The sequence below is a fragment of the Bradyrhizobium sp. genome, assembly GCF_035652035.1.
Classification (GTDB): Bacteria; Pseudomonadota; Alphaproteobacteria; order Rhizobiales; family Xanthobacteraceae; genus Bradyrhizobium.
Map to the genome: position 1 here is coordinate 1 of NZ_DASREO010000069.1, position 23,695 is coordinate 23,695.

The 23,695-nt window shown below is 61.9% G+C and carries 24 protein-coding genes; 12 read left to right on the top strand and 12 right to left on the bottom strand.

Annotation, left to right across the window (positions count from 1 at the left end):
• Positions 1-223: 223 nt before the first annotated feature.
• Complete coding sequence (locus VFB05_RS17425; protein ID WP_325014217.1) at positions 224-421, bottom strand: hypothetical protein; 198 nt, start codon at positions 419-421, stop codon at positions 224-226.
• Between the two features lie 479 nt (positions 422-900).
• On the opposite strand from VFB05_RS17425, the gene cycA reads away from it, so the two are divergent.
• Positions 901-1,299, top strand: coding sequence for a cytochrome c-550 CycA (gene cycA / locus VFB05_RS17430; RefSeq protein ID WP_325014220.1), 399 nt, complete (start codon positions 901-903; stop codon positions 1,297-1,299).
• Positions 1,300-1,392: 93 nt separating this feature from the next.
• Here cycA and VFB05_RS17435 read toward each other — a convergent pair whose 3' ends face one another.
• On the bottom strand, positions 1,393-2,352 hold the full coding sequence (locus tag VFB05_RS17435; protein WP_325014222.1) for an alpha/beta hydrolase: 960 nt from the start codon (positions 2,350-2,352) through the stop codon (positions 1,393-1,395).
• Between the two features lie 291 nt (positions 2,353-2,643).
• Here VFB05_RS17435 and VFB05_RS17440 point away from each other — a divergent pair, with 291 nt between their 5' ends.
• On the top strand, positions 2,644-2,826 hold the full coding sequence (locus VFB05_RS17440) for a hypothetical protein (RefSeq protein WP_325014224.1): 183 nt from the start codon (positions 2,644-2,646) through the stop codon (positions 2,824-2,826).
• A 178-nt stretch (positions 2,827-3,004) separates the two neighbouring features.
• Here the strand turns inward: VFB05_RS17440 and VFB05_RS17445 are convergent, their stop codons facing one another.
• Positions 3,005-3,640, bottom strand: a complete 636-nt coding sequence (locus tag VFB05_RS17445) for a tetratricopeptide repeat protein (protein WP_325014226.1) — start codon at positions 3,638-3,640, stop codon at positions 3,005-3,007.
• 111 nt (positions 3,641-3,751) lie between these two features.
• Entirely contained in the window at positions 3,752-3,877 is a 126-nt protein-coding gene (gene ykgO / locus VFB05_RS17450; protein WP_002718645.1) for a type B 50S ribosomal protein L36, read from the bottom strand.
• Between the two features lie 304 nt (positions 3,878-4,181).
• Here ykgO and VFB05_RS17455 point away from each other — a divergent pair, with 304 nt between their 5' ends.
• The 3 genes from VFB05_RS17455 (at position 4,182) to VFB05_RS17465 (ending at position 6,472) form a co-directional block, all read left to right on the top strand.
• Positions 4,182-5,066, top strand: coding sequence for an amidohydrolase family protein (locus tag VFB05_RS17455; RefSeq protein WP_325014259.1), 885 nt, complete (start codon positions 4,182-4,184; stop codon positions 5,064-5,066).
• Positions 5,067-5,116: 50 nt separating this feature from the next.
• Complete coding sequence (locus VFB05_RS17460) at positions 5,117-5,851, top strand: haloacid dehalogenase type II (RefSeq protein ID WP_325014260.1); 735 nt, start codon at positions 5,117-5,119, stop codon at positions 5,849-5,851.
• Between the two features lie 165 nt (positions 5,852-6,016).
• Entirely contained in the window at positions 6,017-6,472 is a 456-nt protein-coding gene (locus VFB05_RS17465; protein ID WP_325014262.1) for a YbaK/EbsC family protein, read from the top strand.
• Between the two features lie 51 nt (positions 6,473-6,523).
• On the opposite strand, the gene VFB05_RS17470 is transcribed toward VFB05_RS17465, so the two are convergent.
• The 3 genes from VFB05_RS17470 to VFB05_RS17480 all read right to left on the bottom strand — a co-directional run bounded on the left by VFB05_RS17470 (position 6,524) and on the right by VFB05_RS17480 (position 9,005).
• Complete coding sequence (locus VFB05_RS17470) at positions 6,524-6,829, bottom strand: hypothetical protein (protein ID WP_325014264.1); 306 nt, start codon at positions 6,827-6,829, stop codon at positions 6,524-6,526.
• Between the two features lie 144 nt (positions 6,830-6,973).
• Entirely contained in the window at positions 6,974-7,963 is a 990-nt protein-coding gene (locus VFB05_RS17475; RefSeq protein ID WP_325014266.1) for a tripartite tricarboxylate transporter substrate binding protein, read from the bottom strand.
• Positions 7,964-8,075: 112 nt separating this feature from the next.
• Positions 8,076-9,005, bottom strand: coding sequence for a LysR family transcriptional regulator (locus VFB05_RS17480; RefSeq protein ID WP_325014268.1), 930 nt, complete (start codon positions 9,003-9,005; stop codon positions 8,076-8,078).
• A 118-nt stretch (positions 9,006-9,123) separates the two neighbouring features.
• Here VFB05_RS17480 and VFB05_RS17485 point away from each other — a divergent pair, with 118 nt between their 5' ends.
• From VFB05_RS17485 to VFB05_RS17495, 3 genes are all read left to right on the top strand, one after another.
• Positions 9,124-9,822, top strand: coding sequence for a pirin family protein (locus tag VFB05_RS17485; protein WP_325014270.1), 699 nt, complete (start codon positions 9,124-9,126; stop codon positions 9,820-9,822).
• Positions 9,823-9,956: 134 nt separating this feature from the next.
• The gene (wrbA, locus tag VFB05_RS17490) at positions 9,957-10,556 is read left to right on the top strand and encodes an NAD(P)H:quinone oxidoreductase (protein WP_325014272.1); all 600 of its coding nucleotides are present in this window, start codon (positions 9,957-9,959) and stop codon (positions 10,554-10,556) included.
• A 178-nt stretch (positions 10,557-10,734) separates the two neighbouring features.
• Entirely contained in the window at positions 10,735-11,799 is a 1,065-nt protein-coding gene (locus tag VFB05_RS17495) for an acyltransferase (protein ID WP_325014274.1), read from the top strand.
• A gap of 27 nt (positions 11,800-11,826) precedes the next feature.
• Here VFB05_RS17495 and VFB05_RS17500 read toward each other — a convergent pair whose 3' ends face one another.
• Entirely contained in the window at positions 11,827-12,984 is a 1,158-nt protein-coding gene (locus VFB05_RS17500) for a GNAT family N-acetyltransferase (protein ID WP_325014276.1), read from the bottom strand.
• Positions 12,985-13,348: 364 nt separating this feature from the next.
• Here VFB05_RS17500 and VFB05_RS17505 point away from each other — a divergent pair, with 364 nt between their 5' ends.
• Positions 13,349-14,440 carry a glycosyltransferase gene (locus VFB05_RS17505; protein WP_325014279.1) on the top strand — a complete coding sequence of 364 codons (1,092 nt, stop codon included), beginning with the start codon at positions 13,349-13,351 and terminating at the stop codon, positions 14,438-14,440.
• On the opposite strand, the gene VFB05_RS17510 is transcribed toward VFB05_RS17505, so the two are convergent.
• From VFB05_RS17510 to VFB05_RS17525, 4 genes are read right to left on the bottom strand one after another with little or no spacing between them, the layout of a single operon-like run.
• Entirely contained in the window at positions 14,437-15,771 is a 1,335-nt protein-coding gene (locus tag VFB05_RS17510; protein WP_325014280.1) for an O-antigen ligase, read from the bottom strand. The two genes, VFB05_RS17505 and VFB05_RS17510, sit on opposite strands and share 4 nt — an antisense overlap.
• Positions 15,768-16,769, bottom strand: coding sequence for a glycosyltransferase family 2 protein (locus tag VFB05_RS17515; protein WP_325014282.1), 1,002 nt, complete (start codon positions 16,767-16,769; stop codon positions 15,768-15,770). The genes VFB05_RS17510 and VFB05_RS17515 overlap by 4 nt, the downstream gene beginning before the upstream one ends.
• The gene (locus tag VFB05_RS17520) at positions 16,756-17,754 is read right to left on the bottom strand and encodes a hypothetical protein (RefSeq protein WP_325014284.1); all 999 of its coding nucleotides are present in this window, start codon (positions 17,752-17,754) and stop codon (positions 16,756-16,758) included. The genes VFB05_RS17515 and VFB05_RS17520 overlap by 14 nt, the downstream gene beginning before the upstream one ends.
• 18 nt (positions 17,755-17,772) lie before the next feature.
• Complete coding sequence (locus VFB05_RS17525) at positions 17,773-18,879, bottom strand: endo-1,4-beta-xylanase (RefSeq protein WP_325014286.1); 1,107 nt, start codon at positions 18,877-18,879, stop codon at positions 17,773-17,775.
• A 193-nt stretch (positions 18,880-19,072) separates the two neighbouring features.
• On the opposite strand from VFB05_RS17525, the gene VFB05_RS17530 reads away from it, so the two are divergent.
• From VFB05_RS17530 to VFB05_RS17540, 3 genes are all read left to right on the top strand, one after another.
• Positions 19,073-20,386 carry a hypothetical protein gene (locus VFB05_RS17530; RefSeq protein WP_325014288.1) on the top strand — a complete coding sequence of 438 codons (1,314 nt, stop codon included), beginning with the start codon at positions 19,073-19,075 and terminating at the stop codon, positions 20,384-20,386.
• Between the two features lie 234 nt (positions 20,387-20,620).
• Entirely contained in the window at positions 20,621-22,885 is a 2,265-nt protein-coding gene (locus VFB05_RS17535; protein WP_325014290.1) for an exopolysaccharide transport family protein, read from the top strand.
• Entirely contained in the window at positions 22,878-23,690 is an 813-nt protein-coding gene (locus VFB05_RS17540; RefSeq protein WP_325014292.1) for a WecB/TagA/CpsF family glycosyltransferase, read from the top strand. Before VFB05_RS17535 ends, VFB05_RS17540 begins: the two co-directional genes overlap by 8 nt.
• The last annotated feature ends 5 nt before the right edge of the window (positions 23,691-23,695 follow it).

Sequence of the window (23,695 nt, forward strand, 5' to 3'; positions counted from 1 at the left end):
AGCAGCTTGCTCAACCTGCTGATGCCCCATCATGATTCAGCCCCCTCATGAGGACTGAATCAGCGAACAACTCCCCGCGCAACAGAAGACTTTTTCAACACAATCGGTCACAAGCCGTCATCGCGGCAAGCCCGCCCGATGTCCGCGTCCGCCGATAGCCGACATGACAACTCCCGGTTCATTGCTGAATGCGCCCGGCCTTCACCTTGCACGAGGGGATGCCTTACTTCTGAAAAGGCGGCAGGTCGCCGACGAGGTTTGACAGTTGAATCGCGAGCGCGCGAAGCCGGGCATTTGCTTCCAGCAGCGCTAGAATGTCGTCATCCCTCCCGTGACGCCGGAGCCTGTCATGGAAAGCGGTCACTGGCTCTTCAAGAAGCCGCGCCAAGCGATCGAACAATTCGTCAAGCGGCGTGCCCATGGGCGATCCCTTATTTTCGACGAAACGCCCGCGCTGTCTTGTGACAGGCTCGATTGAGTCGCTGGCAAATCTGAGTCCAAAATGGGACCGCTCTCCGCGACCGATGCGCCGTCTTTGCGACAACGCCCCGATTGTCGGGGTGAGACATGGCGGTAGCGCATCCACATCCTTCATCCCTCCCCCGCGCGCGTAGCGTGTGTGGAGAGGGATCATGCGGCTGCCTGCCAAACCCCATCAGCCACTTGCCCCCAGGTCATCCCCGGCACTTCCGCGGCTGGCAGTTTCTTCACGGGTTGTGCCGAAACTCGGGTCCCCCACGGTAGCCCTACCTTGAACAGGACCCGTCTTCGCCTCGCGGTGTTGTTACGGGGCAACAATGGACGCCCAATTGCTGAGGCGACCAGACTTGTCCACCCCTCGCACCCTGTGCCAAAAGCGGCACTGGAACCCTCCCCGTCTCGAACCGAGAAGAGCAGACAATGAAAAAATCGACCTTGAGCGCGCTGATCATCCTTGCCTCGTCGGCCATTGCCGCGCCGGCGCTGGCGCAAGACGCCGAGGCCGGCAAGGCCTCCTTCAACAAGTGCATGGCCTGCCACTCGATCGGGCCGGACGCCAAGAACAAGGTTGGACCGGAGCTCAACGGCCTCGACGGCCGCCCGGCGGGTAGTGCGCCGGACTACAACTATTCCGAAGCCAACAAGAAATCGGGCATCACCTGGAACGAGGCCAACTTCAAGGAATACATCAAGGACCCGAAGGCCAAGGTGCCCGGTACCAAGATGTTCTTTGCCGGTATCAAGAACGAGAAAGAGATCAACGATCTCTGGGCTTACGTGTCGCAGTTCGACAAGGACGGCAATATCAAGAAGAAGTAAGCGCTCGCATCAAGCCTCAAGTTTTCTTCGGAAATGGCCGGGGCTCGTCCCGGCCATTTTTTCTTTTGAATGGCGCGGCCTTCGGCTCACCTGTCACTTGACGGCCATGGCCTTATGAGGCGCTCCGACAACAAGGGCTTCGATTTCATCGATCACGAGGTCAGTCGCGGCGTTTTGCACCATGTGCCCGACGCCCGGCAGCACGATCAGCCTGGCACTCGGAACGGCCGCTGCAAAAGGACGGGAATGAATATTGGTCGAGACCGTCTTGTCGACATCGCCCGCGATCACGACCGTCGGCACTGAAATTTCCCGATAGCGCGGCGCCTGCTCGATCACCGCTTGCTTCAGCCGCACCAGATCGCGGGCATTGGCCAGGAATTCGCGCGGGCGCAACAGCAGCGGCGTCGCGCTATTGCCAACGAAATCGTCCGGCATCGCCTGCGGCGCGAAGACCCCGCGCGCGCCGCGCCCGGTGAGGAAATAGCCGAGCGGAAGGGTGATGGTGTAGGCAAGCAGCGGGCCGATGATGGGCTTCGTCACCAGTTCGTTGTACCAGCCAACCCCGCCGGACCACGGAAAAGCGACCGGCGCCAGCATCACGAGGCCTGCGATCCGCTGCGGATAGTCGATCGCCATCCGCGCGCCGAGCGCTCCGGCCCACGAGTGCACGACCAGGATGACGGGCCCAACGCCGAGCCTGTCCAATGCTTCCTCGATCATCCGGCCCTGTGCGGCCGGCGTGGACGTTTCTTCTGATGAAGCCGAGCTCCAGCCATGGCCGGGCCGGTCGATCAGGATCACGCGGTGGCGGGCGGCAAGCCGGTCGCCGAGCGGGTGCCGCATGGCCTCCAGGTTGGAGCTTGCGCCATGGATGAGAACGATCGGCGGACCGCCGGCATCCTTGGGGCCGATATCGAGCACGTTGAGAACGGCGCCCGTGACCTCGATCGCTTTTCCCTGCGCAGGAAAACGATGCTGGACGATCCGAACGCCGGCCTGCGTCGCCAGCGCCAGGATCACGAGCGCGGCGGCGATAAGCACGGGCAGCATGCGGAAAATCCGATTTGGTATAGGCACATGGGAGTTACGAAGTGACCGCAGAAGAGGTTTCGGCGACGGGAAGTGAGGTGAGTTATCCACCGTAACCCACAGGGAGGTCTTGCCACTTCATACAGTCGTCACTGCCGCCTTCCTATAAGCAAACGCGGCACTTTTCGTTTGTTTTCGCTTCCCTCGAACGCGCGTCATTGGGGAATGTCGCGGGTCCGGCCTTTCCACACAATCCACAGCAACGCGGTGGATGCCAAAACGTTGTCATGCGGGGAATATTGGAGGCTTTCGATGAGTTCCGGATTTCATGAGACCGCGATTGATGAAATCGTGGCCCGGTGCAACGGCGATATGCGCGGAGCACTCAAGGCACTTTTGTTGGTGAATGAGCAGCTTGAGGCGGAGCTCGCCGAACTCCATGCCGCGGTCGCGCATTGCGGACCGGCAGGCGTGAAGCGCGGCGTCCTTCACTAGAGCTCCGATTCCGAAGTTCGCGCGATATCGCGGCGACCTCCGATGCGAACTTCGGAATCAAAGGAGCTCTAGCAACTCGTTGATTTCTAGTGCGGCTTTGAATTTGAAGTTCCTGTGACGAACGCGCAGCAGCACTGATAGGAACTTCAAATTCGCCGCACTAGCCCGGACCTGCCCGCTAAATATCCCGGCCCTCGACCTTCTCGCTCAGGACCTTGACGAGTTCCGGAACCTTATCAAGGTGCGGGTTGACCGCGAGCGCCTTGCGGAAGGCATCCAGTGCGCGCTTGTCGTCGCCGAGGTCCTGCATGATCATGCCGAGCCCTGCCAGCGCGCCGAAATGGCGCGGCTCGCGCGCCAGCACTTGCTCAATGTCGGCAAGCGAGTGGGCGTAGTCGTTCCGCAAGTAATAGAGCGTCGCGCGGCGGTTCCAGCCTTCGACATAGTCAGGGCGCAGCTTGACGACGGAATCGAGAAGTTTTAGCGCGACGTCGGAATTCTGGGCATCCATCGCTGTCTTCGCGCGCGTCATCAGAAGCGCGACGGTGTCACTTGGCGTCTGCAGCCAGATCGCCCAGATCCGCGCCTCGACATGTTTGGCGCTCGCCTCGTCGGGAGCCGCCCTTAACGCGCCGAACAGGAAATCCAGACCCTTCGTCTTGTCGCCCTGAACCTTCGGCAATTTCGCCGGCGCGTCCGGCAACCTCTTGGGCCTTGGATCCTGAGCGAACGAGGCGGCTGGCGCCGCGCTGATGATCGCGGCGAGGAGGATTGCGAGCCGGCGATGACGCGCGGCGTGGAATCTGGGAGCCATCACAAAAGTCTAGACGCAGCAAAAGCCGCTTGCAAAGCGGATCAGCGTCAAAGGCCTGTGATAAAGAGGGAACCGCGCGGAACCGGCGAAGCCCCTTCGCCGGTCAGAGGATCAACCCTGGCGCGCCTTGAAGCGGCGCTGGACCTTGTTGATGACGTAGACGCGGCCCTTGCGGCGGACCAGGCGGTTGTTGCGATGACGACCGCGCAGCGATTTCAGCGAGTTACGGACCTTCATGGGACATTCCTGATGTTTTGAAAGGCCGTCTTCGGCGCGATCATCCGGGCAACCCGAAACCACTCAGGCGGCCCCAAAATTGGAAAATTGGCTTTATCCCGCCAGCGGCTACGCCGCCCGGGACGCGCGGTTTCTAGGCAAAGTGCGCCCAAATGTCAATCCAAAGCGATTTTGGCCGAAAAAAGAGCCCGCGGAACCCGCCAAGAGGCCGTTTTTGACAGTCATCGGCTCCCCTGCCAGATTGTTATATAATATAATCAATTCTGCGAACCGGCCCAAAGGGCCCCTCTGACCGGAAAAGAAGATGGCAAAACTGAAACTGCCCAACATTGAAGACGTCGTGGCGATCGATATTCACACCCACGCCGAGGAGCCGTGCGGTCTGCACGGCGACGACGGCTACGACGATTTCCAGGCGCAGATGGCGGAGTATTTCAAGTCGCCGAACAAGCATCCGCCTACGGTAGCGGAAACCGCCGCCTATTATCGCGCCAAGAAAATCGCGGCGGTGATCTTCCCGGTCGATGCCGAGCGGGAAACCGGCTTTCGCCGCTACAACAATGACGAGATGTTGGAAGTCGCATCTGACAATCTCGATGTGCTGATCCCGTTTGCGAGCATCGATCCGCACAAGGGCAAGCTTGGCGTGCGTGAAGCAAAGCGCCTGATTGCGGACTTCGGCGTCAGGGGCTTCAAATTCCATCCGACCATGCAGGGCTTTTATCCGAACGACCGCCTGGCCTACCCGCTCTATGAGGCGATCTGCGACGGCGGCGCGATTGCGCTGTTTCACACCGGGCAAACGGGTGTGGGAAGCGGCATGCCCGGCGGCATGGGCATGCGGCTGAAATATTCCAACCCGATGTACATGGACGACGTGGCGGCGGATTTTCCCGACCTGAAGATCATCCTCGCGCATCCGTCCTTTCCCTGGCAGGAAGAGGCGCTGTCGGTGGCAACCCACAAGCCGAACGTCTATATCGATCTCTCCGGCTGGTCGCCGAAATACTTCCCGCCGATTCTCGTGCGCTACATCAATTCGATCTTGCAGGACAAGATGTTGTTCGGCTCCGACTGGCCGGTGATCACGCCTGACCGCTGGCTTGCCGATTTTGCCAAGCTCGACATCCGCGACGAGATCAGGCCGAAGGTCTTAAAGGCCAATGCGCGAAAACTCTTGAACATCTAGCGGCGGCGCGGCATCGAGGCTCGAGCCAATAAGAACAAGGGAGAGCCCCCATGACGATCAAGGCCGCCGTCTTCGACGCCTATGGCACGCTGTACGACATTCAGTCGGTGGCCGCCGTCACCGAAGATGCGTTTCCCGGCTATGGCGACATCATCACGCAAATCTGGCGCGTCAAGCAGCTCGAATATAGCTGGCTACGTTCCTTGATGCGGCGCTATGAGGATTTCTCCGTCATCACCAGGGAATCGCTCGCCTACACAATCCGCGTGCTCGGGCTGCAACACGATGCGACCGTCTTCGAGCGCATCATGGACAAGTATCTTCACCTCGACCTTTATCCCGATGCACGCGCGGCGCTTGCAGCACTCAAGGACAAGAAGCTCGCCATTCTCTCCAACGGATCGAGCGACATGCTCAATGCGCTTGCGAAGAACTCTGGCCTTGATCGCGTGCTTGAAGCGGTGATCAGCGTCGACTCGAAGAAAATCTTCAAGCCGGCGCCGGACGCCTACACGCTGATCGAAGCAAGATTGAGCGTGACGCCCGATGAGGTTCTGTTCGTCTCTTCCAATCCGTGGGACGCTTGTGGCGCCAAGGCCTTTGGATTAAACGTCGCCTGGATCGAGCGGGTAACACCGGAGGCGATGGCGCTCGCCTGCGTCAAAAGCGACGTCGTCCCTCCCCTCACCATGTTCAAGGCGCTTCGAACCCAGATGGACGAGCTTGGCATCACGCCCGATCACCGCATCCACGCATTGTCCGAATTGCCCAATCTTATTGCCTAGTGTGGCGGTTCAGAAGTCCGCATCATTGCTGCCGCGGGTTCGTCATGCGGACTTCCGAACCAAAGCCACACTAGGTTAATCGATTTTGCTGGTGTCCTTTCGATTCCAAAGTTCGAAACGTGGCTCCGAAAAATGATACGAACTTTGGAATCGAGACACCAGTCCATGAGCGTTGAATCCGTCCGCGCTTTCTTCGCCGAGAAGGCCCCTGAAATCACGGTCATTGAATCGCCGATGAGTTCGGCGACGGTGGCGCTGGCCGCCGAAGCCTATGGCGTCGAGCCGGCGCGCATCGCCAAGACGCTGTCTTTAAGGATCGGCGATCAGGTGATCCTCATCGTCGCCAGCGGCACGTCGCGGATGGACAACAAGAAAGTGAAGGCGCGCTTCGGCGGCAAGCCCAAGATGCTCGGTCTCGATGAGGTCGCTGATATCACCGGCCATGAGGTGGGCGGGGTCTGTCCGTTCGGACTGAAAACGCCGCTGCCGGTCTACTGCGACATTTCGCTCAAGGCGTTCGACGAAGTGGTGCCGGCGGCGGGCTCGACTCACAGCGCGGTTCGGATCGCGCCGCTGCGCATGGCGGCACTCGTCGGCGCCGAATGGGTCGACGTGTGCTGATGACGGATCGTCCGGAACGGTCCGGACGATCAGACAAGCCAGCGTAAAAACTTATTGATACTGGTACTGATAGCCGCGCCGCGGCGGCGGCAGGTTTTGCGGCGGCGGAACATTCGCGCTGTCGCTTGATTCAAACACGGCTCGGCACGGCGCGCTGAGCACCGGTGTGTTTGCCTGCAAGCAGGCCACGATCCGGTTCTCGTCGGGTATGGCGGCGCCGCATAGGCGGAAGACGTCCGGCGTGCAGGCCATCTGCTGCTCCATGGTTCCGCGATGTTGCTGCGCGACGGCAGTTCCGCTCATGGTCGCGGTCGCCAAGCCGACGGCAAAAATCTGGAGAATTTGCTGCTTTCGCATGGCCGCCCCTTCCTGTTCAGGACATAAATCTTCGATCCGGAAAACCGGTTCACGAGTGAAACAAATCAATGAGGCCGGGACTGGTTCTTATCGAACAACAAAACGTGAGCGAGTGAAGAACGATCGCGCCTGCGGAGCGGTCGTCTATTCCACCTTGCCGATGCGCTTCACCGCCGCCACAAGCCGCGCGCTGTCGGTCTCGACGAACTTCGCAAATTCCGGCGCGTCCATATAAGCAACCGGACTGCCGGCGGTCTCGAACGTCTTGATCACGACGGGACTCATGACGGCTTCGCCCATCGCCTCACGCAGCCGCGTCATGATCGCCTCCGGCAGCGCCTTTTGCGCGAACAGCCCGGCCCAGATGTAGAACTCGACGTCGTTGTAGCCGCGCTCCTTGAAGGTCGGCAGATCGGGAAAACTTGCGATGCGTTCCGCGCCCCAGTTGGCGAGCACGCGCATCTTGCCGTCATCGACCAGTTGCTTCAACGTTCCCGGCGCCGATGCGACCGCATCCACCGTTCCGGTCAGGATGGCATTCAGCGCCGGAGCCGCGCCCCGAAACGGAATGTGCTGGAGCTTGATGCCGGCGGAGGCCGCGAACATCTCCATGGCGACGTGCAGCGTGCCATAGGGGCCGGACGAGCCATAGCGGATTTCGCCGGGACGTTTTTTCGCGTCCTCGACAAAATCTTCCAGCGTCTTCCATGGCGCCGAAGCCGGAATCGCGAGCAACGTGGGATCGGCGAGCACGCGCGCAACCGGTGCGAGTTGAGACACTTCGTAGACGGGCGGGCGCTCGAACAGGCGATCCGCTTCGGGCAGCACAGCGAGCGACGACAGCGTCATCAACAGCGTGTAGCCGTCCGGTTCGGCGCGCGCCGCGGCCGCATTGCCGATGGCGCCGCCTGCTCCGCCCGCGCGATTGTCGACGATCACGGACTTGCCGAGGATCTTTTCGAGCGCCAGAGCCACCGGTCGTGCCGCAAGGTCGGCCTGGCCACCTGCCGGAAACGGCACGATCATCGAGATCGTGTGCGTCGGCCAGTTCACCGACACCATCGCGGACGATGGCCGCGCGGTGGACAGCAGCGGCAGCGCCGCGGTGGCTTTCAGCAATTGGCGCCTGTTCATCGGCCGTTTCCCCAAATGTTATTTTTTTCTGTTCGATTGGTAGCACCAATCCTATCTCGAGATGAACTGCTTGGAGGCACTCGGTCAATACGGAAATCGTTGGCCTCATTCATCAGGCACGCCGCCGCGGCGGCTTCGATCTGCTTTGGTTGCCGAAATGCGCGGCCAGAAAGTTTCCCAGCGCCTCGACGCGCGCCGGACGCGGGCCGCCCGGCGGGGTCACCAGATGCACGGCGCCTTCGGGCTGCGACCAGCCTTGCAGAATGACTTCGGCCTTGCCTGAACGGATCGCGTCGTCGGCGATGAAATCCGGCAGATCGGCAATGCCGAGACCCGCGATGACCGCCGGCATCAAGGCTTCGCCATTGTTGACGCGAAGCGGGCCCGCGGGGCGCACGCTCACCTCTTCGCCCTTGGCGTTGCTGTAGTGCCAGACGTCGGCCGTCGAAAGATACGCGTAACCAAAACACTTGTGCTGGGCGAGATGCATCGGATGGGTCGGCCGACCATGGCGCTTGAGATAGGACGGCGCTGCCACGGTATGACGCGGCACCGCGCACAGCCGTCGCGCGATCAGCGACGAATCCGGCAGCCGCGCGATCCGGAGCGCGGCGTCAAAGCCCTCGCCGATCAGGTCCACCATCGCATCGCTTAGATGCAGGTCGATCGAGACGTCGGGATAGGCCTTGAGAAATTCGGGGAGGATCGGCGCCACCGCCTTCACCCCGAACGTCATCGGCACCGCAAGACGAACGAGCCCGCGCGGAGAGGTCGATTGCGCCAGCGCCTCGTTCTCCACCGCCTCGCCATCCGCGAGGAGGCGCTGCGCTCGGGCCGACAATTTCTGCCCGGCATCTGTCAGCGCGAGCCGCCGCGAGGTGCGGTTGAACAGCCGCGCGCCGAGACGCTCTTCGAGACGACTGACCGCCTTGGACACCGTGGCTTTCGACAGCGCCAGTTCGCTCGCGGCGGCCGCGAATGAACGCAGCTCGACCACCTTGGCAAAGATCGCCAGCGCCTCGAAGTCCGGAAGCTTTGCCACGCGCGCCTCCTTTAGGCAAAAAATGGAAACCATTAGTTTCGATTGTTTCTATTTATGCACGAATGAGAGGCGCTTATCCATAGCGTCAATCAAGCCAACACGAACTTCAGGAGATCCCATGCTCGAACTTCGACCCTTCAACCGGCTTGGCGGCGCCAATCACGGCTGGCTCAACGCCAAACACCATTTCTCATTCGGCACGCATTACGACCCCGATAATATGGGTCACGGCGCGCTGCGCGTCTGGAACGACGACGAGATCGCCCCCAATACCGGCTTTCCCGCCCATCCCCACGCCAACATGGAGATCATCACCTATGTGCGGGAAGGCGTGATCACGCATCAGGACAGCCTCGGCAACAAGGGCCGCACCGAAGCAGGCGACGTCCAGGTGATGAGCGCCGGAAGCGGCATTCGTCATTCCGAATATAATCTGGAGGCCAAGCCGACCAAAATTTTCCAGATCTGGATCGAGCCGACGACGGACGGCGGCGCGCCGACCTGGGGCTCAAAGCCGTTTCCGAAAGCCGATCGTTCCGGCCAGTTCGTTGCGATCGCGAGCGGACAGGCGAACGACAAGGATGCGCTGCCGATCCGGGCCAACGCACGCGTGCTCGCCGCCACGCTGAAAGCCGGTGAGACCGCGTCCTATACGCCGAGCAAGGCACGGCACCTCTATCTCGTGCCCGCCGCCGGCAAGCTCGATGTCAACGGGGTCAGCGTCAACGCGCGCGACGGCATTGCCATCCGCGACGAGGCGAAATTGACCATCACCGCGCTCGAAGATTCCGAGCTCGTCCTGGTCGACGCCGCTTAAACGCACCCTCACGCAGATCACCCGGCGATCCATCCTTCTTCGAAGAACTTTTTGCAGAGCGATGGATTGCCGGGTCATAGGCGCGCGGCAGCGACGCCCCGAATTCTGAAACCCTCACCCTCAAGGAGACCATCGTGACCAAAGTCCTCGTCCTCTATTATTCCGCCTACGGCCATATCGAAGCGATGGCGAACGCCGTCGCCGAAGGCGCCCGCGAAGCTGGAGCGACCGTCGACATCAAGCGCGTTCCCGAGACGGCGCCGCTTGAAATAGCAAAGGCCTCACACTTCAAGCTTGATCAGGCCGCACCGATCGCGAAGATCGACGATCTTGCGAATTATGATGCGATCATCGTCGGCACCGGCACGCGCTTCGGACGCATCTCTTCGCAGATGGCGAGCTTCCTTGATCAGGCCGGCGGCCTCTGGATGAAGGGCGCGCTGCACGGCAAGGTCGGCGGCGCTTTCACTTCGACCGCGACCCAGCACGGCGGCCAGGAGACCACGCTGTTTTCGATCATCACCAACCTCTTGCATTTCGGCATGGTCGTCGTCGGCATGAACTACGGCTATGCCGGCCAGATGAAGCTCGACGAGATCACGGGCGGCGCGCCCTATGGCGCCACCACCATCACCGGTGGCGACGGCAGCCGCCAGCCGTCCGAAAACGAGCTGGCAGGCGCGCGCTATCAGGGCCGGACGGTTGCGGAGACCGCGAAGAAACTGCACGGCTGATCGAGGGCCATTCGTTACCGAACAAGACGGCGGCCGCGCCTCGCGGCCGCCATCTTCGTTACTATGGCGAGGGACGTTGCCGCCTGGTGATTGCTAACAATTAACGTAAACGGTCGCGCGGCGTTGAACCCCGATTCGCTTTGTCCCTATAACGGACGATCGAAATCGAGGCGAGCAAATGACCAGCACGGCCGATTGGGGAGCAACGAGCAGCGCCACGGCCGCGCCGCAGTCCCGCGAGGCCGTGACCAGCCGCCCCGACTTTCTTCCGGATATCGAACGCGCCAAGGGACTTGCGATCATCCTGGTCGTGATCGGGCACGTCGTGGCGCGCGAACCGCCAGCCCATAACGAGTGGTATGTCGCGCTGAAGGAAGCGATCTACCTCTTCCACATGCCCTTCTTCATGTATCTCGGCGGCCTGGTGTTTTATCACGTTGGCGACGCTGTTAACCCGCGGCCGAGCTATGGCTCCTATCTGATCCGCAGGGCCGAGCGGCTGCTCGTTCCGTTCCTGTCGCTCGGCTTGCTGATCCTGCTGGCAAAAACCGTCGCCGAACGATTTGTCCATGTCGACAATACTCCGGCAAGTTTCTGGGACGGGCTGCAATCGCTGATCTGGCACACCGAACAAAGCCCAGCGACATCGGTGTGGTACATCTTCGTGCTCTTCGTTTACTGCAGCGTCACGCCCGCTTTGGTGAGGCTCTCGCAGGGGCAGCTTTGGCCAGCGCTGCTGCTGGCCACGGTGCTGCATTGCCTGACGGTCCCGCAGATCGCCTATCTCAACCGGGTGGCGTATTTCTTCATCTATTTCCTGATCGGCTGCGCTGCCGGAAAATATCGCACGCAAGCCATGCTGTTCGTCGAGAAGACGCTGCCGGTTTCCGGCGTGGTCTTTTCTGTCTCGCTCGTGCTGGCGACGATGGGGATCGAGCCGGAGCTGACCGGCGAGATCTGCGCATTGTCCTCCCTCGCCTTCATTCACGGCCTGATGCGGACCGACTGGTCCGAGCGCGCCGACGCGCTGGTGTGGCTCGGCAAGTTCTCTTTCGCCATCTACCTGTTCAACACCCTGACCATCGGTTTGACCAAAGGCGTGCTGCTCAAGATCGCGCCGTGGGATGGACTCAATTTCCTGGGGTTTTTCCCGATCCTGCTCGCGAGCGGATTGATCGGACCGGTCCTGCTCAAGAAGATCCTGCTTGACCGCTTTGCGCTCCTAAGCCGCCTCACCCGCTGATCGCGGCCGCCGAGGCAGCGACAGCCTCTATTCTTCCTCACCCGGATATCGCCCGCGCAACAGCCGGCCGACAAAGGCTGCAAGCCGCGGATGCCGCCGCAGGGACTGCGCGGCGTAATCCCGCCAGGCGTAAGGTGAGCCGCGCCACGTCAGCGCGATGCTGGCATCGGTCAGGCGGAGCTGGACCGCGCCGAACCGGCGCTTGAACGGATAGTTGCCGATGCTGAGGTCGAACCGCCGCAGCCCCTGCGCGTGCAAGGCGGCCATCGTTCGCTCGATGATGAGCCGGCTCGGCGAACAATTCTTCCACCCGTTGCCACCATTGCTGATGCGCAAGAACACGAAGCTGCCGCCTTGCTTGATGCCCAGCACGGTCGCGACGACGCCCTCGTCGCAGGTCAGCGCCGCAACGACGACGTAGCCTTCCGGCAAGCCCCGCCTGACGAGGTCGCGGTAGAACTTGGCATGAACGGAATCGTTCAGCGAAAACGCGAGACCAAGCTTTCCCATGCGGGTCTGCTGCTGCTGGTCCATGACGTCGACAATTTTCAGGGCCTCGTCGACCGTGTCGATCATCCGAAAGGTCGCGCCGGGATGGCGGCTGAAGACGCGCCAGCTTCGCGGCAACTGCATGCGCTTGATCGAATTGCGGTAGGCCTCGAAGTCGTCGCCGACGGCGATGATGTTTCCATTCAGTGAAGAGGAGCCGGAGCGGCCGAGCACCGCGAGCGGGTTGAACTGTCCTCCCGGCATTTTGCGCAAGCGGATCAAATCGACTTTGCCCGGCAGTTTGCGCAACGCAGCCACCAGCGCCTGGCACATCGACCGCGCCTCCGCCACATCGAGCGCCGCGCCGACCCTCAGGATCGGTGCGTTGTAGTCGGTGACGTTCAGATCGGCGAATTCGACGATCCGCACGCCGTGATGGGCGCGAACAATCAGCGGAATCAGTGCAACCGGGCGCTCTGTCACGCTGTCGGTGACAATGGCAACCAGCGGTGAGGCCTCAGAAGAGAAGGCGCTATACCAGGCTTCAAACCAGAGCGGATGCTGGAAGGCTGTCTCCTGACCCGCACCGGACCAGCGCGCAACGGCGCGTTTCCAGTCATCGACGAAATCGACTCGGAATCCGCACGCAGCGGAAGAGACGCGCCCGATCAATCGCCCGGCTTCCAAGCTCGCCATCGTACGTCTACTTCCTCAACCGGTTCTTGCGTCGCTTTGACGGCAAGACCGCGTCATGCCGGGTCTAGCGGCTATCTTGTTTGCCGTTAGCCGCCGCCAGTTGTCGCATGGTCCATGTGAGATTTAAGCGTTAAGCCAATATCAATCGGACACTCGATCTTGGCCTGTTTATCCCGCAAAAATGGGGGGCTAGGCAATCGCGGCTGCTGACAGGGCGACCACCACCGGGATATATGGCTAACGTCGATGTCTGCGGAACCTTAAACAGAATCAACCAGAACGCAGATCCTTGCCGAACATCCTTAACGCAACCGCCAGGGCATCAGATTCACCCCCATCAAGCAGCCAACGCTTCGCGAGCGCCATGACCGCAGACGGTGAACATAAGGCGCTGTTTCTCGGCGCTGGCGCGGAAATGCAATGCGGCGTCGGGCAGTTCACGCGCCTGTTAAGTGAAGCCATCGACAAGCTCGATCCCGGCCACAGCGCCACGTTAACCTTGACGCGATCGGAAGGCTCGCTCGACGAGATCTGGCGCGCGGTCGGTTCGACGCAAAGCGTCGTCTGCAATTTTCCGATCGTCGCCTGGAAGCGCGTGATCCTGCGGCCGTTGCTCGCGCTTGCAGCCGCCCGGCTGCGCGGCCGGCGCGCCGTCCTCGTTCAGCATGAATGGACAAGCCTGCATTGGCTGCGCCGCCTCACCTATCTGCCGGCACTATTGCTCGCCGACAAGATCATCACGTTTTCGCCGCAGGTGCAGCGCGAACTGGCGCGCCATCCGCTTCTCGGCTGGACAGCGGCGAAATGCGTGCTTGCACCGCTGCCGCCAAATATCAGGGCTCCCGCTGACATCGCCGACACCCCATTGCGCGAGCGGCTCGCCGCGGCGCGCAAAAGCGGTCGCCTCGTGGTCGGCCATTTCGGATCGATCTATCCGGGCAAGCAACCCAATACGCTGCTCGATATCGCCGCGATCCTGAAAGAGAGCGGGCACAAGCCGCTCATCGTCTATATCGGCTCCTTCATCAAGGCTTTCGACAACGTCGAGCAGGACTTCTACGCGCGGCTGAATGAGCTCGGTATCACCGAGGACGTCGTCGTCACGGGCTACGTGGCGTCCGACGCCGAGGTGTTCGGATTGTTCAGCGAGATCGATGCCTTTTGCTATCCGCTCGAGGAAGGATTGACGGCCCGGCGCGCCAGCATTCTCACTTGCGTGCAGTCCACCCGGCCGGTGATCGTCACTGGTCCAGCTCATGCGGATGAGTTCGATCATCATCCCCGCTTCAAGGGCTTGATCGAGCGTCGCGCGATCACCCTCGTTCCGCGCGGCTCACCGGATCGTGCCTTTGCCGACCGCATCATCGCGGCGATCAAATCGCCGCCACCTGCGGCGCCGTTCGATTTCGTAGGCTGGTGGCAGGATGTCGTGCGGGCGATCAACGCTCAGCTCTAAGCGCCCTGCTCCCTGAGACGAAAACGCGCGAGATAGTGCAAGCCGAACACCGCCATCAGGAATGTAAACCACAGCGGATCGGCGCGGTCGAGGAAGAAGCTTTCCAGCGAGGACAGATAGAGCCCGAACAGCCAAAGGCGCAGCAGCAGCATGGTCAGCGGGCTTTCATTGCCGCCGCGATCAGCGACATGAAAATTCCGCAAAGGCAGAATCACCAAGACCACGATCAAGAGCGCGAGCCCCGGCAGTCCGATGCCAAGCGCGGTGTCGAGATAGCCGTTGTGGCTGTGCGCGGCGGTCGCCGTCCATTCCATGCCCTCGGGCAGGTTCTTCATTTCACTGCCGCCCCAGAACGCCTCAAAGCCATATCCGGTGTAAAGCCGCAATTGCAGCGCCTGGACCGCAAAGGTCCAGACGTCGGTGCGGCCGGTGAAACTGGTGTCGACCGGAAGCTTGCTGACGATTTCGGCCAGCGTGTCGTTCATGACGGTGCCGACCGTGAAAACGTTGAGCAGCAGCAGCGGCGTCAGCAGGAAGATGGCGCGAAACCACAGCGAACGGATATACGGCGTGAAGGAACTCACCGCCAGCACCAGCACGCTGAGCGCGATCGAGCTTTTTCCGTTCGTATTGATGAGGAATATCGACGACAGCGCCAGGATCGCGGTGCCTGATATCCAGGCGCCCGATCGTACGACATAGATGCCGATGAACAGCAGCATCCCCATCATGCCCGCTGCGACGTTCTTGTGGCCGAACGAGCCGCGCCAGTCGCCGGCGAGCTGCTGCTCCGCCAGATCGCTGGCATGGTGCATCGACAGCTGCGGGACAACCAGAAGGCCGAGATAGCAGATCGCAAGAAGCCCGAGCGCGGCGAGGCTGAGCCAGCGCGCCAGCTCGGTCTGGTTCTTCGGCAACAGCATCAAGCTCGAGGTGACGACAGCAACGAGCAGCGTCGCGATCACGCGGCGCATGGATGTGCCGGGATCGGTCGACAGGACCACGCTCATGCCGATCCAGCCGCCGAACAGAATGAATCCGGGCGAGATCAGCGTCGCCAAGCCCGGCGCGTTGTCGCGCATTGCGAAGGCGATCGCCAGCATCGCAAGGCAGACGAAGGCGAGATAGGTGATCGTCTCGTTACCAGTCGCAGCATCGCGGACCTGGGCGTTGCCGAGATCGAGGAAGGGATGCAGCGAGATCCAGGCCAGCAGAAGAGCGCCAACAAAGATCGCTCCGCGCGCGATATCGCTCACCTGTTGACGGCGGAGTTCACCGACAACGGTGCGAAAGTCGGATGCCGCGGCCAACTGGTTGAGAAATGCACTCAAGATGTGATCTTCGAGGCTTTATAGGGTTGAGGTTCGATCCCGAACGCCGCGAGCAGTCCGCCTGCCGCGACGATCATTGGGTGCAGAGCGATCAGCGCTTTTCGTTCAGTCACGTACAGCCGCGCAGCGCGAAACAGCGACAAGGGAAACAGCGCCAGCACCTTGGCCGCAAGCCTGACGCGCAGCCACGGCGTTTGCGCGCCCTTTCGCTGGACCAGATAGTTGATCGCACCGATGCGAAGTCCGCGAAGCGCAATCCACGACGCAAGCGTTCTGTTGTCCGGCACCGTTTCGGTGATGACCGCTTCCGCAGCCCAGTGAAATTTCAAGCCGATCCGCCGGCAACGAGTGAAAAAGTCGACATCGCCGCCGCCGAGGAAATTGAAACGCAGGTCGAACGCGGGGCTGCCGAGCTTGTCGAACACCGATCGCCTGATCAGGCAATTGCCGCAGCCATAGATGATCGGCACCGGCCCGCTCGCATCATAGGCGGGACGAAACGCAGGATGACGCTGCAATCCCTGCTTGGCTTCGTCGTCAAAGCGCTGCAACACCGGCCCGCCGACCACATCGGCACCGGTCACCTCGGCCGTGTGCACCATCTCCTCCAGCCAGTCCGGCGAGGCGATTTCGTCGTCGTCGATCATCAGCAGACAGGCAGCGTTTGAAAATATCGTGTGCGCCGTCTCGAATGCGGCGTTGATGGCCTGGCAGTTTCCCTGCCGCGGCTCGACCACGCAAAAGCCGGTAATTTTACCCGCTTGGAGAAATTCATTGGCAACCGACACGCTGCCGCAAGCCGATGCGTCATTCTCGACCATCACAACGGCGAAGCGGCGCGTGGTTCGCTGAGCGACAAGCGATCGAAGGGTTTGCCGCAGATGCTCGGGGCGACGGAAACAGGGAATGCAAACGACGATTTCGATTCGCCGATCGAGCGACCGCGACATCGCCACGATTGCGCGCGGCGCTTCTCGCGTGAGATCAGAGCTTTCCATCTGACGGCACCTCGATCCAGGGCAGCTGCGAAAGCCGCGGCCACCATCGGCGCCGCACGTCCGCCGCCGCCGGATTGGCGTCCAGCGTGGACGCCGGAATCTCCGGCATTTCGGTTGCAAGAACATCGTCGCGCAGGAAGATCGCGTTGAACCCGAGCGCGTTCATGCCGACGAGGCGATAGCCCTTGCGCCGGCCGACGGCGACGAAGGCGGCAAGACTGGCCGAGCGGAACATCGCCTGGTCGGCGGGCAAGGCCGCGAAGGAGAAGCCAGGCCTGTAGGGAATGGTGAGGGCGAGATCGCTCGGCACCGCGTTGTTGAATTCGCAGATCAGGATCCGCGGACGCGTCTTCATGGCGCTCCACAGATAGAGATCGTTGCCGTCGATATCGAGCGACAGCACATCAACCTCGTCGGGCACGCCGGCAGCGGCGAGCACGTGGTTGACGTTATCGCGGGTGAACCACTCCGCCCGCATGACCGGCGGCGCGCTGCGCGTTGCCGGATGGCCTGCAAAGAAGCGGCGGCCTTCCCTGACGAAGACCGGATCGCCGTCGAACAGAAAACCACGCCAGCGATGATGAACGATAAGGTTGGTCGCCATGCAGACGCGACCGTCCTGCGAAGAAATCTCGACCACGGCCTTCGACGTCGATCCCGCCAGCGTCAGCAAATACAGCAGGTGACCGTCTTCCTCGAACTCGGAAAACCGGCTGAAGCCGACCTGATCGAGCGGCAGGATCACCCCTGACGCCTGCAACTGCTTCCATGACGCGATCAGGCTCTTCTGGGCAACCTCGGATTGGCGGTAGATGACGTCTTCCGAGCCGCGCGCGGTCTCAACCAGGCGGCGCTTGATGGAGCGAAGCCAGGACACCGCGCGCAAATGCGTTTTCGCCGCATCGAACAACCGACGGCCGAACGCGGAACGCGGGGCGACCATCGATGGCGTGGCGGAATGATACTCTGTCGTCGTCTGGCTCATCGCAATTTCAATTCTCAATCAGACCTTGTGACGGAATTCCTCGATGACATCGAACAGCGGCTTGCGCTTGAGCTCGGCGTCGAGCGGCAGCGGCCGGTTGGGCATACCATCGCGGCGTTTAAAATAAATTGGCACCCAGGTGTATCGATCGCTGAGACCCCAGGTCAGGATGGCCTTCGGCCGGACCACCTCGCAGACCGTTTCCAGAAACCGGCTTGCAACACGCGCCACCAGCGCGTCGCGCTCGCCGATTTTACCGGGCAATTCGTAGTCGATGACGTCGAGCTCGGTGACCCAGACGTCGAGATTGAGGGCTTTGATCTCGGACAGCAGCGATTGCAAGCCGTCGCGATCAACGGCGCGGTCCGCGAACAGATGCGCCTGAAGTCCGACGGCGTGCAGCGGCACGCCGCGATCGCGCAACGATCGCAATAGCTCGATGAGCGCCTTTCGGCGCGCCGCGAAGCGTGGTCCCGAAAACTCGACATCGTATTCGTTGAGCACAAGCCGCGCGTCGGCATCGACCGCGGCCGTCGTCTCCAGCGCAATCTTGAGATAGTCCGCACCCAGCCGCCGCGCCCAGATCGAGGGACGAAGCGAGGCCGCGCTCTCGGGCCAATCGACGAGCGGCTCGTTGATCACGTCCCATGACGGGATCGCGCCTTTGTAGCGCGAGACCACCGTTTCAATATGATCGGTCAGTTCGCGCTCGGCGTCCGCGCGCGTTGCGATCTGCTCGGTCCATTTCGGCAATGCGCCGTACCAGGCGAGCGTATGACCGCGAACCTCGATGCCGTTCTGACGCGCGAAATCGATGATCGCATCCGCTTTCTCGAACCTGTACTCGTCCGGCGTCGGGCGCAACTCGAGCCATTTGAGCTCGCTTTCCGGCACCACCATCTGGCAGTTGGCGATCACGGCTTCGCGATAGGATGGATCGGCGGCCAGCGCGTCGGATCGCACCGCGGCGCCGTACGGAATGAGGCTTTCCACGCCGGTCGAGGGCTTCGACGGTGTCGCAAATGCGGACATGCCGGACAGTTCGCCTGTACCGAAAACGGCCAGCGCCGCGGCCGATGCTGTGCCGGCGAGGAAACGACGCCGGGAATGCGCCTTTATCGACATAACTTCACCTGAGGCCCACGCCTGCAGAACTGTCCGAAACGACTTTGCGGACGAGTACTGCAATATCCGGTCCAGTGCGACGCGTTGCGGCAGCGAACGTTCGCGATGGTTACCGCCCACGCGTTAACCTGAATTCCAGCGCGGCCAACACAGCGGAACTGTCAGGCATTAATCTTGCTGTTTGGACACCAAGATGAAGTCTGAACAAATGAATGCGCTAGAACTGGACACACCAGTTGCCTCGCGGGCATCGCGTTTGCTCGCGATGCTGGCGCGCACCTTCCGTGCGCAGTTTGCAAACTATCTCCAGGTCTTTGCCGGGACCGGCGTGCGGCTTGGTCTCCAGGCCGTTTACTTCTTCATATTGGCCAACACCCTGTCGCTGCACGACATGGGCGTATTCGCCTCGACTTCTTCCACCGGGATCATGATCGGATGCTTCTCGGGTTTCGGTTTTGCTTCCCTTGCATTCAGGGCTTCGGCCGGCAAGCGCCGTACGCTTGGCGGCTATCTCGCCGTCTTCTACGCAAGCTGGCTGTTCGCGTTGCCACTCTGCCTCGCCGCCTCGCTGCCGGTGTTCTATTTCCTGTTTACCTCGTCGCTGTCCCTGACGGCATTCATCCTCGTCATCCTGGTCGAAACCGGCCTCTGGCGGATCGTGGAAATGATCCACCAGGTCAACAACGGCCTCGGCCGTTATGCCTCTGCCTCGCTCGCCATCTCGTTCGGATCCGCGCTGCGAACGGCGGGGGCGATCGCGTTTGCCTTGTCGGGCGAACACGACGTCGAGACGTGGGCCCGCTTCTATTTCGCGTTCAATCTGGCGGCGATGGCGCTTGCGATCGCCGTGTATCAGCCGCGCGTCAAATTGCGTTGGCGAAGCGAGATATTCTTCGGTCGCGTGCGCGATGCGCTGCTGTTCTCGGTCGCCTACTGCGCCTCGATCGCACAGAATGAGATCGACAAGCTCGTGATGCTCGCGCTGGCGGATCAGCGCACGGTCGGCATCTATGCGATTTCGACGCGCATCATCGACTTCACCTCGGTGCCGATCCGCAGTTTCTATGTCCTGTATTCACGCAAGCTGATCATCGAAGGCTATCGCCGCAGCCAGCTCGGCCGCAGCCTCGGCGTCGAAATGCTGATCGCACTGATCTCGACCGCGGGCCTGGCAACCCTTTTGGTGACGCTCGCGATCTGGCCCGATTTGCTCGGCCACAACGTCGCGGTCGCAACGCAATTGTTCGGCGTGCTGCTCGCGGTGCCCGCTTTCAAGAACCTGCTCGAATATCACTCCGAGCTCTTCTTCGTGTACCAGCACATGACGATCCGCGCCGTTCTGGCGACGGTGCTGGTCGGCATGAAAGCCGCGGCGCTCGCGCTCCTGCTGATTCACTTCGACAACATCGTCGCGTGGGGAATTTGGCTCAACGCCGTCTATTTCGGGCTCTACGTGTTCTCTGCAGCGTCCGTTTACGGCGCGATATTCGGAGCGCGAGGTCGATGAACGCGCACGCCTGCGAAACCGATAACAAAACGTTAACCATCGAACGCGTCGTTTGGTCCGATAACGAAAGGACGCGAGCGGCTGGACGCTTAAACGCTTTCTTTGCTAATTCGGTGAATAGTCCTTCAAAGAGTATGGTTAATTTTTCTTGTTGCGTTTGTTTATCGCTCGACGTGACCCGAGAAGTGACCGCTCAGCCGACGTGTTCGGCGGTTCGAATGGAATCCGGGGTTCATGCTGGCGTATGACCAACCCATAGCGCGATCGAAGCCGGATGCCGGGCCGAAGCCTGTGCGCAAGACCGCCGGCCTCAGCGTATTGCAGCTCGTCGAGTTGCTCTGGCGACGCAAGACGGCGATCGTGTTCGCGGGGCTGATTGGCGCCTGCGCGGCGGTTGCGATCGGCAAAAGCCTGACGCCGAAATATCTCGCGACCGCGCAGCTCTATGTCGACCCGCGCGAACTGCAACTGGTCGATCGCGAATTGACGCCGCGCTCGCAGGATATATCAGGGCTCGCGATGGTGGTCGAAAGCCAGGCGCGCCTGATCACGTCCAACAGCGTCCTGATGCAGGTGATCCAGGACACGCATCTCGACAGGGATCCCGAATTCGGCGGGGCGTCTGGCGGGCTTCTGGCGAAACTGCTCGGCGTATTCGGACTGGAACTGCGCTCAACCGCTCCGTCCGCGCTCGGCCAGACGGCGGCGCTGGATGCCCTGCTTCGCCATGTCAACGTCAAGAAAACCGATCGCACCTTCATCGTCGACATCGACGTCTGGTCCTACGATCCCGCGAAGGCGGCGATGCTCGCCAACGCGATTTCCAACGCCTATCTCGCCGAGGCCAAGAATTCGCAAGCCGTCGCAGCGCGGCGCGCCACCAGCGATCTGTCGGGCCGGCTGAAGGAATTGCAGGACCGGCTCCGCACCGCCGAGAACGCACTTGCAATCTACAAGGCGCAGAACAATTTCGTCGGCACACAGGATACGCTGATTACCGATCAGCAGCTGATCGCCGGCAATCAGCGGCTCGCGGCGGCGCGCGCCGCCACGCTCGACGCCCAGGCGAAGTACGACCAGATCGAAGCCAGCCGCCGCAATGCAGGCGATGCCGGCGCCATTCCAGAGGCGCTGCAATCGCCGACGCTTGGAAATCTGCGTGCACAATATGCCGAAGCGCGCAGGAAGCTCGCCGAGATGACCGCCGAACTCGGCCCCTTGCATCCCTCGCTCCGCCAGATGGGCAAGCAGGTCGAGGACTTGCACCGGACGATCAACGAAGAAGTCGACCGCTTCGCCCAGTCGGCGAAGAACGATCTCGCCCGCGCCCGCGATTATGAAACCTCGCTCACCCGCGCCGTGGAAGCGCAGAAGCGTCAGAGCGTGCAACTCAGCCAGGCCTCGGTGCGGCTTCGCGAACTCGAACGCGACGTCGAGGCGGGCCGCGACGTGTATCAATCGTTCCTCAAAAGGTCGCGCGAAACCGAGGAGCAGGAAAGCCTCAACACCTCGAACGCGCGCATCATCGGCGAAGCCACGGTACCGCAACGTCGCTCCTTCCCGCCGGGCATGAGCCTGATGGCGGCGATCGGCCTCGTTCTTGGCGGCCTCGCCGCCGCGAGCTGGTTTGCAGGCGTGGAGCTGTTGTCCTCCGAATCCGCGGAGGCCGCTTCAGAGCAACGAGCGCGCCCGCTGCCCGACCCCGAGGCGCCGGCGCGTCCGCCGAAGACGGCCGAGACGAGGCCGCCGCCTCCGGCAGAAAAGCCCGGCATCGCGCGGTTGCAGGAATCCGATGTCATCCGGACGCTCGGCGGCATTCTCGCCACCGGCGGTTTCCCCGATCTGACGCGGCTGGGCTGGCCGACCTTGCGGGCCGGCGTCCCGCAGACGACGTTTTCCAACGCGATGCGCGACATGCGCGAGGCACTCTCGCGGCGCTCGGCCGCGAATGTCGCGCCCGTGCTCGCGGTGATCGGCCAGGGCCTGGGCCGGGATCGAAGCATCGTCACCTTGAACGTTGCGCTGGCCGCGGCCCGCGATGGCGCCAGGGTGCTGATGATCGACGCCGACCCGGAACGCCGTGCGCTCTCGAACAAGCTCGCAGGCGCACATAAGGCCGAGTCGAAGCGAAGCTGGCTCCGCATCGGCGGCAAGGCCGAGCGTGCGATCAAGACCAGGAACGGCATCGAGGTCTTGCCGGCCATCGGTCCGGGCGCTACCGACGCCATTCGAAAGGCGATCGCGCAGGCGCGCGCCAGCGGCGACTACGATCTCGTCATCGTCGACGGCCCGGCGCTACCCTTCGGCGCGGAAGGCCGCAAGTTGATCGATGTCGCCGACGGGCTGATCGCGATGCTGTCGGCCAGTTTCGATATCGACGGCTGCATGGACGATATCATCGCAGGACTCAGCGGCGCCGAGCGCAAGTTGGTCGGCGTGATCATCAACGAGCTTCAACCGGCTGCCGCCACGCCGCATCGGAACCGGCAATATGCTTGAGCGGCGCGCAAATCCGGTCGGCCGGGCCGCTACGGCGAGCATCCCCAGAATTACGCTGGGAGGTCTGCGCATCGCCGTGCTCGATCTCGAGCAGACCGCCGATTTCATGATCAACCTGGTTTTCCCGCAGCGTCAACTCGCCCGGCCGCTGTATCTGACATCCGCCAACGGCGAAGTGCTGGCGCGCTGCTCCACTGAACCGATGACCGACCAGTTGTTCCGTTCAGCCGATCTCATCAATGCCGACGGTCAGCCGCTGGTCGCGGTGTCGCGTTTGAAATCGCCACTGCCGTTGCCCGAACGGGTCGCCACAACGGATCTGTTTCACGTCGTCGCCCGCAAGGCGGAAGCGGCAGGCCTCACCTTCTATATGTTCGGCGCGGATGAGGCTGAAAACGCCGCCGCCGTCGCCAAAGTGCGCGCGATGTATCCGCGCTTGCGGATCATCGGGCATTGCCACGGCTATCTCCGCGGCGACGCGTTGCGGGCCAAGGTCGATGAGATCAACGGGCTGGCGCCAGATTATTTGTGGGTGGCGCTCGGCGTGCCTTACGAGCAGGCCTTTGTCGCCGAATTCACCCAGCGCCTGACCCGGGTCGGTGTCATCAAGACATCAGGCGGGCTGTTCAATTTCCTGTCCGGCAGCCGCCGCCGCGCGCCGCGCTGGATGCAGGATGCCGGCCTCGAATGGGTGTGGCGCATCTGGCTCGAGCCGCGCCGTCTGTTCTGGCGCTATCTGACGACAAACCCCCGCGCGCTCTATCTGCTGCTCAACAAGAGCCGCACGAAATCCGACCGCGCTTAAGCAAC

Coding starts and splice junctions, on each gene's coding strand:
- VFB05_RS17440 (WP_325014224.1), top strand. CDS start 2,644: ATGAGTTCCGGATTTCATGAGACCGCGATTGATGAAATCGTGGCCCGG.
- VFB05_RS17525 (WP_325014286.1), bottom strand. CDS start 18,879: ATGTCGATAAAGGCGCATTCCCGGCGTCGTTTCCTCGCCGGCACAGCA.
- VFB05_RS17465 (WP_325014262.1), top strand. CDS start 6,017: ATGAGCGTTGAATCCGTCCGCGCTTTCTTCGCCGAGAAGGCCCCTGAA.
- VFB05_RS17535 (WP_325014290.1), top strand. CDS start 20,621: ATGCTGGCGTATGACCAACCCATAGCGCGATCGAAGCCGGATGCCGGG.
- VFB05_RS17530 (WP_325014288.1), top strand. CDS start 19,073: ATGAAGTCTGAACAAATGAATGCGCTAGAACTGGACACACCAGTTGCC.
- VFB05_RS17520 (WP_325014284.1), bottom strand. CDS start 17,754: ATGAGCCAGACGACGACAGAGTATCATTCCGCCACGCCATCGATGGTC.
- VFB05_RS17445 (WP_325014226.1), bottom strand. CDS start 3,640: ATGGCTCCCAGATTCCACGCCGCGCGTCATCGCCGGCTCGCAATCCTC.
- ykgO (WP_002718645.1), bottom strand. CDS start 3,877: ATGAAGGTCCGTAACTCGCTGAAATCGCTGCGCGGTCGTCATCGCAAC.
- VFB05_RS17475 (WP_325014266.1), bottom strand. CDS start 7,963: ATGAACAGGCGCCAATTGCTGAAAGCCACCGCGGCGCTGCCGCTGCTG.
- VFB05_RS17435 (WP_325014222.1), bottom strand. CDS start 2,352: ATGCTGCCCGTGCTTATCGCCGCCGCGCTCGTGATCCTGGCGCTGGCG.
- VFB05_RS17455 (WP_325014259.1), top strand. CDS start 4,182: ATGGCAAAACTGAAACTGCCCAACATTGAAGACGTCGTGGCGATCGAT.
- VFB05_RS17425 (WP_325014217.1), bottom strand. CDS start 421: ATGGGCACGCCGCTTGACGAATTGTTCGATCGCTTGGCGCGGCTTCTT.
- VFB05_RS17540 (WP_325014292.1), top strand. CDS start 22,878: ATGCTTGAGCGGCGCGCAAATCCGGTCGGCCGGGCCGCTACGGCGAGC.
- VFB05_RS17515 (WP_325014282.1), bottom strand. CDS start 16,769: ATGGAAAGCTCTGATCTCACGCGAGAAGCGCCGCGCGCAATCGTGGCG.
- VFB05_RS17485 (WP_325014270.1), top strand. CDS start 9,124: ATGCTCGAACTTCGACCCTTCAACCGGCTTGGCGGCGCCAATCACGGC.
- VFB05_RS17460 (WP_325014260.1), top strand. CDS start 5,117: ATGACGATCAAGGCCGCCGTCTTCGACGCCTATGGCACGCTGTACGAC.
- cycA (WP_325014220.1), top strand. CDS start 901: ATGAAAAAATCGACCTTGAGCGCGCTGATCATCCTTGCCTCGTCGGCC.
- VFB05_RS17500 (WP_325014276.1), bottom strand. CDS start 12,984: ATGGCGAGCTTGGAAGCCGGGCGATTGATCGGGCGCGTCTCTTCCGCT.
- VFB05_RS17505 (WP_325014279.1), top strand. CDS start 13,349: ATGACCGCAGACGGTGAACATAAGGCGCTGTTTCTCGGCGCTGGCGCG.
- VFB05_RS17470 (WP_325014264.1), bottom strand. CDS start 6,829: ATGCGAAAGCAGCAAATTCTCCAGATTTTTGCCGTCGGCTTGGCGACC.
- VFB05_RS17495 (WP_325014274.1), top strand. CDS start 10,735: ATGACCAGCACGGCCGATTGGGGAGCAACGAGCAGCGCCACGGCCGCG.